This window comes from Acidobacteriota bacterium (assembly GCA_003225175.1).
Classification (GTDB): Bacteria; Acidobacteriota; Terriglobia; order Terriglobales; family Acidobacteriaceae; genus Gp1-AA112.
Genome location: QIBA01000036.1, coordinates 26,825 through 39,835 on the forward strand (window position 1 = coordinate 26,825; position 13,011 = coordinate 39,835).

Annotated in this window: 9 protein-coding genes; 4 read left to right on the forward strand and 5 right to left on the reverse strand. The window is 57.3% G+C overall.

Annotation, left to right across the window (positions count from 1 at the left end; translation table 11 throughout):
• Window positions 1–76 precede the first annotated feature (76 nt).
• The 3 genes from DMG62_06700 to DMG62_06710 form a co-directional block, all read right to left on the reverse strand.
• Window positions 77–475, reverse strand: coding sequence for a hypothetical protein (locus tag DMG62_06700; GenBank protein PYY23668.1), 399 nt, complete (start codon window positions 473–475; stop codon window positions 77–79).
• Window positions 462–1,661 carry a hypothetical protein gene (locus DMG62_06705; GenBank protein ID PYY23669.1) on the reverse strand — a complete coding sequence of 400 codons (1,200 nt, stop codon included), beginning with the start codon at window positions 1,659–1,661 and terminating at the stop codon, window positions 462–464. The genes DMG62_06700 and DMG62_06705 overlap by 14 nt, the downstream gene beginning before the upstream one ends.
• A 296-nt stretch (window positions 1,662–1,957) precedes the next feature.
• Window positions 1,958–6,253, reverse strand: coding sequence for a hypothetical protein (locus DMG62_06710; GenBank protein ID PYY23670.1), 4,296 nt, complete (start codon window positions 6,251–6,253; stop codon window positions 1,958–1,960).
• A gap of 443 nt (window positions 6,254–6,696) precedes the next feature.
• Here DMG62_06710 and DMG62_06715 point away from each other — a divergent pair, with 443 nt between their 5' ends.
• The 4 genes from DMG62_06715 to DMG62_06730 are packed head-to-tail and all read left to right on the forward strand — an operon-like array spanning window position 6,697 to window position 10,981.
• Window positions 6,697–8,466 (forward strand): hypothetical protein, encoded by a 1,770-nt coding sequence (locus DMG62_06715; protein PYY23671.1) that lies wholly within the window; start codon window positions 6,697–6,699, stop codon window positions 8,464–8,466.
• Window positions 8,466–9,566: a hypothetical protein gene (locus tag DMG62_06720; GenBank protein ID PYY23672.1), complete on the forward strand. Its 1,101-nt coding sequence runs from the start codon at window positions 8,466–8,468 to the stop codon at window positions 9,564–9,566. Before DMG62_06715 ends, DMG62_06720 begins: the two co-directional genes overlap by 1 nt.
• 3 nt (window positions 9,567–9,569) lie before the next feature.
• Complete coding sequence (locus tag DMG62_06725; protein ID PYY23673.1) at window positions 9,570–10,439, forward strand: hypothetical protein; 870 nt, start codon at window positions 9,570–9,572, stop codon at window positions 10,437–10,439.
• The gene (locus DMG62_06730) at window positions 10,436–10,981 is read left to right on the forward strand and encodes a hypothetical protein (protein ID PYY23674.1); all 546 of its coding nucleotides are present in this window, start codon (window positions 10,436–10,438) and stop codon (window positions 10,979–10,981) included. The genes DMG62_06725 and DMG62_06730 overlap by 4 nt, the downstream gene beginning before the upstream one ends.
• Here the strand turns inward: DMG62_06730 and prmC are convergent.
• Together prmC and prfA are read right to left on the reverse strand one after the other, a co-directional pair.
• The gene (gene prmC / locus DMG62_06735) at window positions 10,978–11,787 is read right to left on the reverse strand and encodes a peptide chain release factor N(5)-glutamine methyltransferase (protein ID PYY23771.1); all 810 of its coding nucleotides are present in this window, start codon (window positions 11,785–11,787) and stop codon (window positions 10,978–10,980) included. The genes DMG62_06730 and prmC overlap by 4 nt on opposite strands.
• A 50-nt stretch (window positions 11,788–11,837) precedes the next feature.
• On the reverse strand, window positions 11,838–12,914 hold the full coding sequence (gene prfA / locus DMG62_06740) for a peptide chain release factor 1 (protein ID PYY23675.1): 1,077 nt from the start codon (window positions 12,912–12,914) through the stop codon (window positions 11,838–11,840).
• Window positions 12,915–13,011: the final 97 nt, after the last annotated feature.

Here is a 13,011-nt window from a genome sequence, read left to right on the forward strand (position 1 = left end):
AGCCCTTTGCTCTGTGTGCCAGCATCGTTCGGTGCTGCTGCTTTGGATGTCGAAATCTTCCCAGAAGAGGTCTGACTCAAGCGGCCATCGGAAGCTCCTCGGCGGCTCGCTTGGGATAAGGCGAAATCGATTGCATCGCATTTGGCAGAAATCCAGAGAAGCTTCGAGCTGCTTCAGTTGAGTTCGCGTAGATCTCGAACAGGCGGTCGGTGCGCGTCAGCTCCAGCACCATGCTTGCCTGCCGCGAAGGAGACGCCAGCTTCAGATCGCCATCGCGCTTCATTACCTCCGCAACACACCGGAGCAGCATTTCGACACCCGCGGCATCGAGCTGCTTTACCTGCGACAGATCGAAGACAAGCTGCGGACGGTCTGAGGTTACGAAGGGCTGCACATCGGCAAAGAACCTTTGCGCCTCGTGGCGGTTCACTCTTTCCGGCATCCTCTTCACGACTACTGGCCTACTGGTTTCCATATTCCCTCATTCGTGTGACGACACTTGGAGTCAACGGCTGACGCTCCTGTGTTACCGGCCGCGCTACGGCACGCGGATCGAAGCCGCTCTCCCCACTCTCCGGACAGGGCCGCGTTTCCTTGATCTTGCGCTCGCCAAACAATTTCGCGAACATCTGGTGCGGCACGAAGCTTACAAGGCGCGAAGCATCGCGAACCGTCCGCCAGAACGACGACGCGGGAACAACTGAAACCAGGGTCTTGTCCTCCATCTCGAGTTCCGCCGCGTGCTTCAGGCTTGCGATGCGATTGGAACCGACAATCGAGTGCACGAGATCAAGTCCGGCTCCGAGATAGGAAAACGGAAGCAACGTACTTGCTTCCACCACAGTCCCGCAATCCACCACACTGTGATGTTCCAGTGAGCTGCCACGAGTAATCAACGAGCCTGAACGAACTCTCGTGAATGGTCCGATATAACACGGCGCGACCAGGCGAACGTCGCCCTCGATTTTGGCTGCTTGCCCCACCCAAACGCCGGGGCGAAACTGCTCGCCTTGTGGTTGAATCGAGGTCTTCTGTAAGAGGCTATCGAGCGTCAGCCGGCGCAGATCGGCAAGGGTCTGCAGTCGATTCACGTATCCGCTGGTCACGAATGAACGCGACTGCACGCGCACTTTTCCCAGCTTGTTGCGCAACAAAAAAGCGGCATCATTGCGCCGCGAGCCGGAGAGAACAAAAAAGTCGAGTGGGCCGTCAGCATCGACGACCTGCGTAATATGATTGCGCTGGTCAAGATGGAATTGGAGCAGCGGATCAATTTCCACTTCTGCATAAGCTCCCAGGCGCACGACCAAGACGAGCTCAGCGCCATCATGAGCCAGGTGATCGAACTCCTCCTCTGAGGCTCGCCAGAGCTGAGTATCCGCAACGTTTTGCCACTTGACCCCTGGAGGATAGCAATCATCGACCAATGGCGCGCGTGCCGCACTGAGCACCGAAACCGAATCGACTCCGGCGCATTTCAAGCGATCGACAACGCGATGCAGCACCGGCTGTCCTAATACCGGAAGAACAGCGAGCGGCGTTCCAGCAAAGTTTTCTGAAGAATCGAGGACAGGGGTCGCGCGATCGTTCCCTTCGCCCGCCAGTCCGAGCAGAACAATTGCTCTTACATCCATCGCAGCCACCGCCGCGCAGTAGCGCATGGTTTCGGGAAGGCTGTCGGCTTCAGCCGTGCCGTTAAAGTCGCACGCAATGCGTCCGGTTTTAGCCGCTGCGGTCTGGTAGCGCAGCGCGAATGAAGAACCGCCGCGATTCGATTGCTGCAGGAAGAAAGGCCTGCCTCAGAGGCTAAAGGCGAATGATTCAAGCCTTTATTAACGGCTCGGCTAAAGCCGGTGCCCCCCCATAATGCCGCACTTGGCAGAATGGCAGCCGGTACGCGCGACGGCGGTGCATCAGTTATGAGATCACTTCTAGTTTCCATCGAGCCCTTCTGGTCTTAAAAAAGCGTCAGACGAATTACCGGTACAATCTCCGTCTGTCCGTGGCCAGCCAAGTTAAAGAAGTTCTGTTGTTGGATGCCGGCCGAGAACCGTATGGGGTACTCGACGGCAAATTCACCTGCTCCGTCACGCTGGTTCTGGCGTAACGGCTTTAGGTAAGAGATGTAGATTCCGCTCTGCACGTTGTCATATGCGTGTAACAACGGGTCCTTACCCCGCCCCGACTGCCATGCAAAATTTCCATTTACCGTCCATTTTTCAGTGGGACGATATTCAAAGCTGCCGGCCGGGATAAAGGCTTGGGCGCGTGCATATTGCGGCGCCTGCACCTTCCACGAGCGGATCATCTGCACCATCGGAGTGAGCGTCCACTTCTGTCCAAACTTGCGCTCGAATCCGATGTATGACGAAGTGGAGAAGAACTCGCTTACCACGGGACTGAACTGCAGGTCACGAATTGTGTATCCCGTGACTAGTGCATTCTTGCCCCACGGACGGCCAACGGTGAAGTCGATGCGGGCTCCCTTTTCTCCGGAGCTCAAATTTTGCAAAGTGAACGGGCCAGCCTCGTGGTACGCCTGCCCGCGGATCGTGAGCGCATTGAACAACGGGCTGCTGGATAAATACAGGAACTGGCGAAACAGATCCTGATTCACGTCGAACTTCGAACGCTCGTTCGAATCGCGACGAACGGTAAATTGCAGTCCGGTACTGAAGTCGAATCTTGCGCTGCCTAGGCGCAGAACGGGATTGATTCCAGCGTTGAAGTTGTAATTGTTGGTGCTTGTATCGACCACACGGGCGGCAAACGGCAGCGAATAGTTGCCGGAGTAATGGTCGAGCTGGAAGAACCCACCCACAACCGGAATTCCCTCCGGATGATAGCGATAGCCTTGCGTAAACTGCGTCTCGACAAGACGTCGGCCGCTCGGCAGTTGCGCGCTGTTCCCGCTGAGTCCGAAGAGTTTGGCGTCGGTCACGTAGATGGTCAGGTCATCGAAAACGGGCGCCACGGAGAAATCCGATAGCACATTCACCTTGCTGTTGAGCGGAATGCCCTGTTCGCCTGCGGCTTCATGCAGGCTTCGCTGCACTTCAAGATTTTCGTTCTCCGGCGCCAGCGCGTTCGCGCGCGCAAAGGCATTGACGGCATTTGGCATGTCATGGCGCATGCGGTAAATCGCGCCTTCGGCCAGCATGTAGTCGTAGTTGTCCACGTACTGATCGCGGCTGCCGAGGCTCGCGAGATACTGCTCGGCCTGGCGATCGTCGCCTTGGGCCAGCGCAACGTTGGCCATTCCGATGGCAACTTGCTCCTCGGCGGCCCCTGATTCCTTCGCTCGTTCATACAGTTTCTGCGCCAGATCGAAGTCGTTCATCGAGAGGAATATGTTGCCGGCGGCAACCAGATCATCGGCGGTCGCCGGAGCAGCCTCACCTACGCGCGCCTCGGTGAATCCCAGCGATATCTGCTGGCGAGCGTCGTCATACTTGTGCTGATTTGCGAACAGGCGCGCGAAGGCCAGCCGCGTCTCTACGCGATTCGCATCCGGAGCATCGAGAGCGCGCATGAAACGTTGCTGCGCTGCGTCCCTTTCTCCAAGCAATAGGAGAGCATCGCCAGTAGCAAGCAGCACGGCGCCCTGGTCCGGGCCTTGCTCTTCGGCGAGCTTCACGTCTTCGAGCGTCTCCGCCCGCATCTTCAGTTCGGCTTCAGCATGAGCGCGCTGCGCGTACAGGAACGGATCATCTGGCTGTTCACGGATAGCGATCGTTAACTGGTCAATGGCCGGACGATACTTATGTTCGTAATAGAGCGTATCGGCGAGGGCAATGTGAAGCGAAACGTCGCTGGGAGCCAGTGCAATTGCTGCGCGATATTCGGTCTCGGCCTTCTGCAACTGGCGGAGCTGACGATATGCAGTTGCCTTCACCTCGTGAATCGGCGCTGAGGTACCAAGAAGCTTCTCCGCCTGTCCCACCTGATCAAGTGCAGCATGAGCACGGTGCAGCTCCAAATTCGAGAACGCTGCGCCTAAACGCGCGCTGCCATTGTTCGGCTGCAATTTGAGTGCCTGATCGAAATCGACGATCGCGGCCTCGGCATCCTGCAGATCGTTCAAGACATAACCGCGGTTCACGTACGCTTCGGCCATCTTGGGATCGCGTTGCAGTGCGCGACCATAGTCATCGACTGCTTTGTCGAGCAAGCCCTGCTGTTTGTGAACATGGCCCGCGAGCAGCGGAAAGTTTGGCTCCTTTGGCAGTACGACTTCATAGCGTGATGCCAGCGCGAGGGTATCGTCGTAACGGCCGAGGTTATAGAGAGAATATGCCAGGTAGACCGCGCCATCGAGATCGTTGGGACGTTGAGCCAGAACCTTGTATCCGAATTGGGCCGACTCTCGATACTTACCTTCAAAGAATACCGAGCGCTCCCACTCCCGCTGGATGCGGGGATCGTCCATCATCGCCGGGGTACTGCGATGAACCCACGTCTTAGCCAAAACAAACTTGTGATTCTGAATGGCCGCGTTGGAACCGCCGGCGATAATCGCGGCATTCTGCGGAGCTAGTTTGTAGCCCTGTTCATAAGCCACCTCGGCCTCATCGAGGCGATCGAGCGAGGTGTACATGTCGCCCAGTGCCAGATAAGGGATGTAATCGTCCGGATAGAGCTTTGCCATCTCATGGAAGTACTGCTCCGCTTGCGGGACCTTACCGGAGTCGCGCATGAGATATCCGAGGCTCTCATAGGCATAACGGTTCTTCGGGTCGTGCTTCAGCACTGCAAGATACGCCTGCTCTGCTTCAGCTTTCTTTTGCATGATCCATAGCAGGTTGGCGTATTGCAGTTCGATATTGGAATTGTTGGGATCAAGCTTCATCGCGTCCTGCAGGTCTTTTTCGGCGGCGTTGTAATCATTGCCGCCCATCGCGATGGAAGCCCGCACCCGCAGGAATTCGGCCCTCTGCGGCCCCTCAACCTGGATCTTGTTGATCTCTTGCTCCGCTAGAGCGATCTGCTGCTGTGCCGCGGCACGGTTTCCCAGTCCTTTATAGATCTCAGAAAGGTTGAGCCGAAGTTCGATCGGGAAGATCTGGCCTTCGGGTACATCTTCCGGCATATGTGCCAATGCAGCTTCGTACTCAGAGGCGGCAAGGGCATCTTTGCTCTGCATTTTGGCGAACCCCGCGCGCACAGCGTGCAAGCGGTAGTGATTGGGATCGATGGTGGCGGCGCGTTCGATGAACTGCTCCGTCTTTGCGGAATCGTTCAAGTGCATCCAGGCTTGGGCCGCGCTTAATTGCGCGTTGATGTTCTTTGGATCGGCATTCGCATAGCGGTCATAAGTCTCCGCTGCTTCCTTCTTCATGCCGGCGAGTTCATAGGTATATCCGAGGTCCGCGAGCAGATCGGGCTTCTGCGAAGGAGCGCTTCTGAGAGTGGCAATGGCTCCCTGGTAGTCGTGTGACTCGCGCTGAAAATTCGCGACTGCGCGGAAGATGTCGATGTTGTTCGGATCGCGGTGGCGAGCCAGATCAAGTAGCTCCTTCGCCTTGGCCGTATCCTTCAGCTTCATATAGCCGATCGCCATCAGTAATTCGGAGTGAGCTGAAGGCTTGATCTGCTCGGCATGCTGCAGGATCTGGAGCGCCTGCCGAATATCGCCGCTCTGCATGAAGAGCTCGCCGGCCATCATCTGGTCGTCGACGCGGTTCGGGTACTTCGCGATTACGTCGAGCAGCATCCGCTTGGCATCGTTAACACGTCCTTGGCGAAAGTAAGTCTGAGCGAGGCCAGAGAGACCTTCAGCAGCATTCGGAGAGATCTGCAATCCGCGCTTATAAGCATTCTCAGAATCGGAGAGGTGCCCAGAGAGCCGGGCAGCGTATCCCAAAGTGAACCACCTTCCCGGATCTCCTGGAGCCATTTCAATTGCGCGCTTGGCATGCGCGTATGCGACCGCAGCATTGTTATGGCGAAGCGCCTCGTCGGCAGCACGCTGCTCACGCTGCACCGAAATGCTCTCGCCGAACGTGCCAATACCGGACTCCTGCTGCTGTGTCGATTGCATCGGCACAGAGGCGCCTTTGCCCGCCTTCTTCCGTGGCGCTTGCGCTTGTTGCTGCTGCGGCTGAGTCTGTTGACCGCCAACTTCCCATGTCTGGGCCGACATGGAAACAGCGAACGCAAAAAGTAAAATGAGAGCTCTTCGAAAGACCGGGGCAAATCTTGGGAACATGAGAGTGGGCGCGAAAATGGGATTTATGTAACTGCTCTTCTTCATCTCTGCTTGAGGTGCGTATTGCTTGGCTGATCGTTTGCTTGGCTGATGCAGACCGACCGGCAGATTTGGCTACGTCGCTCGTGCAGCAGCTCTGCCGGCAACTTCCTTGGATGCAGGCAGAGTCTCTAAGAGTTAGCAGCTAAGGTGAAAAAGCAGCAGAAAGGCAGCGGGAAAGGCAGCGATTAGCAATTAGCAATTAGCCAACCCAAATCTGCTTTAAGCTCCCCATCAGTCTGCCACGAACGGCAGATACACACTAGCAGTGAGGGACGGCGCAGGCTCCCCCGCTCTTCGCTAATTGCTAATCGCTGCCTTTTCGCTGCCGTTGCTAATCGCTAATTGCTAATTGCTAATCGCTGCCCTCCCACCAGAGCTGCCGGAAAACCCGAGCTGCCGAAATGGAATCAAAACTTACCCTGTAAGCACTCTTCTGGAGGCGTGTGTTGCTTTTAAGTTCCACCACTTTCCCCGTTACTACTAAACGTCTGCCGGTCTTCGGATGGCTGCTTCTGCTCGCGCTTGCTGCCCATGCGCCGCTATTGCTGTTTCAGTTGCCGCAAGGCTCGTTCGACGCGAACACGCACATGTTTTTCGCGGATCACTATGCTCACCATTGGTTCAATCCCTGGAATGAGAAGTGGTTTGCGGGATTCTCGCAGACGACATATCCCCCGCTGGTGCATCAGCTCATCGCTCTGTTCTCACACCTCGTTGGACTAAACTTCGCGTACACCATCGTGCAGATGCTGATCATCCTGCTGTTGCCGATCGGCGTCTATCGCTACGCGCGTCTTTGGGTAAGCGAGCGGGCTGCGCTCTATGCTGCCATCGGCAGCATCTTCCTGGGATCGCTCGTCCAGATGGTGTACCAAAGTGGGCAGATCAATACCACCTTCGCCTCGGTAATGCTGCTGAACTCACTGCCGTTCTTTTACATATGGATTCGTGAAGGGAGTCTGCTCGCGTTCTGCAAGGGCCTGGCCATTTTCCTTGTAGGTTGCGCAGGACATCACGTCAGTATGTTCTTCGCCACGCCGTTCTTCGCACTGCCAATTATCTGGTTGGCCTTCATCGATCACCGCGAAGACCGGGCTGATGCCACTCTTGGCCGGGTAGCCGCACGAACCGCGATCTTTGCCGGCATCGCCGCCATTGGGGTTTTGATGGTTCTGCTGCCCTACTTCGTCGAGTTCTATTACAACCCCATCAAGCAGGCTCCGATTTACCACGAGAGCCGTGCCAACTACATCCTCGAGCCCACTCTGGGAATGAACTTCTGGGTTATTCCGACCGGGGCATTAATACTTGCTATACCGTTCATCTTCTGGCGTGGTGCCACGGACAAGCGTTTACGTCCATTGTTCCTATTCTGGTGGCTGGTAGCCATGATCGGATTGGGCGGCACGACCCCGATTCCAAAGATTGTTTTCGGTACCCGAATCTGGGAGATTCTGACCTACGAGCGCTTCACATATTGGGCCACGCTAATGGCGCTTCCCTTCGCCGGATTGATTGCAGAATGGTTGATTGATCGCTTCCGCGGAAAAGCCATTGCCGGTCTCGCTCTCGCTTCCGTGCTCTCGGGCGCTGGAGCGCTGGCATGGCTGCATGCCAATCCCATTCAATCGGGAAGCTTCAGCATTGACGACGTGATCGGCTTCCTGAATCGGGACGATCACGCCAAATTCCGTTACATTACGCTCGGATTTGGAATGCAGCTCGCGCGCGTCGGCGTGCTGGCCAATGCAAGTTCAGTGGACGGCGATTACAACTCCGGGCGGCTGCTGCCGGAGCTGATGGCCGGAGGCTCCGCCCAGCTCACCAACGCAAAATATTTCCGCAACGGCATGGAAGCGCTGCGCTCCATGCTGAAGCACGCAGACCATTATGGGCTGAAATACATCTTCGTCCGCGATCGCTACTACGAGCCTCTGCTGGCATTCGGGGGATGGCGGCAGGCCGAAGTCTATGACAACGGCAACATCACTCTGTGGACGAAGGAGAGTGTTCCGCCCGCGCACAAGATCACTCCGCCTGCGGGAGCAGTGCCAAGTCCGTTTCTTAGCTTGCTCTGGGGAACGCTGCCGATGGCCACAGTGGTCTTCGCTTTGGCGCTGCTGATTCTGTTCCCAGAGCGCCGTCGTCAGGCTGAGACGATCAACTTTCCCGCAACTGCCGCGGCCGAGCCGGTCGTTCTTCGGGAGGCCCAGTAATGAGTCGTCTGCTTGCCATCATCATGGCCGTGATCACAGGCGTGCTGATCGCCGCCGGTGTAGCTCCCACGAGACAGAAAGAAAAGACTACTTCGCCCGAAGGCACGGTGCGGGCCTTCTACGACCGCGTACGAGCCGATGATTACCAGGGCGCGTATGCATTGATCGCGCCCTCGAGCAACGTTGACTTTGCTACCGCACACCGCGATATCGCTGGTCGAGACGGCAGTCTAAAGACGCTCTCGCAACTGCAGAACGCCGACACCCGCGTGATCGCGAATCACGGCAACGAAGCCCTGGTGCGCGCCAGCCTGGAGTGGCGGACGGCTGTCGGAGAACTCTTCGAGAACAAAGATCTCAAACTCGTCAACGACAACGGCAATTGGCAGATCGTCTGGCCGAAGCGCCACGAGCAAAATCTGGCGCCGCAGGTGATTCCAGTGAACTACCTGCGTTGGGACATCATCCACAGCGACTCCGAAGCCAACGAGTGGGGCGCGCAAAACGCGGAGAGTCCGCATGTGCGGATTACCTCCATGAATGCGGTAGAGAGTGAAGGCAAGGTCATCATCCTGGGAGAACTCGTGAATGAAGACACGGTCCCAGGCTACGTTGACGTGCAGGGAATCCTGATTGGGAAAAACGACGAACAGCTTGGCGAAGAAACCAGCTTTGACAAGATCTCGCATGTGCTCCTGCCCAAAGAGGTCACCCCGTTCCGCATCGACTTCGACGGTGTTCACCTGAATCAGGTCAAGAAAGTCACGCTCAACCCGACGTCGATTCTGGTTCCCGCCTCAGCCGATCCGGTGATTGGAGTCCTGCATCAGCAACTCGAGAAGACCGATTCGGGACACACCCTGCTCAAAGGCGAGCTGATGAACCAGAGCGGCCAGCTTGTGAACATCCCCCAGGTTCTGGCTACCTACTACGACAACGCAGGAAAAGTGATCTGGATTTCCGACGGCTACGTCGATCAGGCGCTGCGGCCGCAGATTCCCATTCCCTTTGCTGTGACCGTGAACGATGACATCGCGCCTAAGGTTCATAGCTATCGCGTTGTCGTGAACCATTACGTGATGGATCGTTCCACCGCCTAGGACATGCATACGATGCGGCATAAAACCACAATTAGCGTGCTTGTCTGCGTGCTCGGAGCCGTCGGCTTCGCTGCGGATATGCGCCTCCCCGACAAAGCAGTCGCCGGGCAGAGCGTTGCCATCGGCACTTCAGGAAGCGGTGAAGCAACGCTGTACGTAGTTGGTCCCGGTACCGCGATCAAACGCCAGATAAAGCTTGGCGATGACGTTCAGCTTAAGGGCGAAGAACTTCGTAACTCCGGCTATTACCAGATCGCGATTAAAGGCGGCGCGGACGTGAGCAAAGAGTTGTACGTCGCACCCGCCGCAGCCGAGAAGATCAACTTTCTCGCGCGTCCTTCCCGCGTTCCCGTGGGACAGCCCAAGGTAATTGCGGGCACGGCATTCGTCTTCGACCAATTTGAGAACCTGGTCACGGCGCCGACCCCGGTGACTTTCGAACTTTCCGTTCCGGGCGCTCCCGCCAAAGTGGAACGCCTGACTGCCAAGAACGGCGTCTCCTATCTCCAGACCGGATCGGGAACGAAAGCCGGCCCAGGACAATTCACAGTTCGGGTCGGCGATAACTCCGTACGGCGCGTGGTGGAAGAAACCGCCTCTGAGCCCTGCAACTTGCGCTTCAAGCTGCACAAGGAGAAAGAAGGACTGATCGCAACAACTGATCCCGTACGCGACTGCTCGGGCAATGCAGTGCCTGACGGGACTATCGTGACATTCATCTCTGCCGAACCTGGCAAGGGTCGCTCGACCGTGGACGCTCGCGTAAAGAAGGGAATCGCCCGGGCAGTGCTGCCCCCGGTTCCCGGAGCGACTATCTCGGTCGCCTCTGGTGTCGTTTTGGGAAATGAAGTGCGCTGGGGAGGTGGGGAATGAGGCGAGCGTCTGACATCCCGCTGCGTCTTCTTATTTTCGTAATTACCTTCGCGCTGGTAGTCGGCGTGGCGCTTCCCTTGATTTCCAGAGTTCTGGCCGCCAGTGATACGGTTCAGGTGCGACTCGATGCCTCGCAGATCCAGCCCCGTCCCCTCGAACAGCTGACGGGACAGGCGATCGCGAGAACCTATTCAAGTGCATGGAAGAATATGGAAGGCGCGCTGGAACAGAATCGTCCAGAGCTGATCGACGAAAGCTTCGTCGGCTACGCGCACGACAAACTGCTATCACAGGTGCAGGAGCAGAAGAAGAACGGGCTGGCGACGCGGTATGTCGATCACGGACATCAAGTATCTGCAACCTTCTACTCGCCCGAAGGCTCTGCCGTTCAACTGCAGGACACCGCGCAGTTCGAAATCCAGCTGCTGGATGGCAGCAATGTCGTGAGTTCCCAGAAGGTCACACGCAAATACATCGCTGTCGTAACGGTGGTAGAAGACAGTTGGAAAGTTCGCGTGCTGGAGGGCGTGCAGGATTTCTAGCTAACTTTAGCGATCACCACGCGCGGTATTCCCCGCAAATCCGGGACGCAGCGAACATCTTTCCAATCCTTCAGCAAGTCTCGAATTGCCTGCTCTTGCGTGTAGCCGATCTCCATCACCAACCAGCCTCCCGGCTTTAGCACGCGAGCAGCCTGCGGGATGAGACGACGATAAATATCCAGTCCTTCCACCCCGCCGCCAAACAGCGCCTGGTGCGGTTCGTGCTCCCGGACTTCCACCTGCAGCTTATCGGCCTCGGAGTCGCCGACGTACGGCGGATTCGAGACGACCATATCGAAAGCTAGCGCGCCGTTCAAATAACTTCCCAGCAAGTCACTCTGCGAGAATGCCACTCGATCCAAGAGATTGAGACGCTTTGCATTTTTCCGCGCAACCTCGAGCGCATCATTCGAAATATCCACCGCGTTGAGGCTTGCTCCGGGCAGCTCTGAGGCGAGCGCGAGCGCGATACATCCCGAGCCGGTTCCAACATCGATCACACGCGGCGATTTGATTTCGCGCAGCAACTCCAGCGCCGCCTCGACCGCGTGCTCCGTCTCCCGACGGGGGACCAACACCGCAGGCGTGACCAGCAGATCGAGGCCCCAGAACTCCTGGTGTCCGGTGATGTACTGCAGCGGCTCGCCGGCCGCGCGGCGCTGAAGTGCTTCCTGGTAACGATTAAGCTCACCGCAGGCGAGTTCCACTTCGGGATGAGCGTAAAGATAGGCCTTATTGCGCCCAAGCACGTGCATCATGAGCGTCTCCGCGTCGAGACGAGCGTCTCCCCGCGCTCTGGCCTGCAGACGTTCGGTGCCTTCTCGGATTGCGAGATCGAGCCGCAAGGCTCCTTCCCTCAAACCGCCACTGTCTCCTGCTTGAGCTTCTCGGCCTGAAAGTGCGCGATCAGGGCGTCGATGAGCGGCTGGATCCTGCCATCCATCAGCTCGGGCAATTGATGGATCGTTAGCCCAATGCGGTGGTCAGTCACGCGGTTCTGCGGAAAGTTGTAGGTGCGGATCTTCTCACTGCGATCCCCGCTGCCAACCTGCGTTTTGCGCTCCCTGGCAAGCTCAGCCTGCTGGCGCTCAAGCTCCACTTCGTAGAGACGCGAGCGCAGAACTCGCATCGCCTTCTCGCGATTCTTGATCTGCGACTTTTCGTCCTGGCAGCTCACAACCGTATTCGTCGGAATGTGCGTGATGCGCACCGCCGAGTAAGTGGTGTTCACCGACTGGCCTCCCGGACCGGAAGAGCAGAAAGTATCGATGCGAATGTCCTTCGCCTCGATCTTAATGTCGACGTCCTCCGCCTCGGGCAGCACGGCCACGGTTATAGCCGAAGTGTGCACTCGTCCCTGCTGCTCCGTTTCGGGAACACGCTGGACGCGGTGCACGCCGCTCTCATACTTGAGCTTCGAGTAGGCGCCGCGGCCTTCGATCATGGCAATGACTTCCTTCAATCCGCCAACTCCCGATTCGGAACTTGACATTACTTCCACCTTCCAGCGCTGCGATTCCGCATACCGCGAGTACATGCGGAACATCTCGGCGGCAAATAGAGACGACTCGTCGCCTCCAGTGCCGGCGCGGATCTCGAGAATCACGTTGCGCTCGTCGTTGGGATCCTTGGGCAGCAGCAGGACCTTGAGCTCCGCCTCTGTCTGCTCGAGTCGCGCCTGCAGCGTCGCCAGTTCCTCTTCCGCCATGGCCTTCAAGTCGGCATCGTGTTCCTGGACCAGCATCGTCTTAGTGTCGGCGATGCCGCGCGTCAGATCCTTGTACTCGCGATACCGTTCCACGATAGGCGTAAGTTCACTGTGCGCCTTCGCCGTCTTCTGATAGCGAGACGAGTCGCTGACAATCTCCCGCGAGGCCAGCGCTTCGTTCAGCTCCTGGTATTTGGTCTCGATTTGATTAAGTCGTTCAAACATGATGACTGTCCTCGTAGAGAAGCAGCATGCTGCGTCTCTAGCATGCTGGGAAGTTGGGAATTCGCTGTTGGGGACTTAGAGAGGTAAAAGAAAGTGA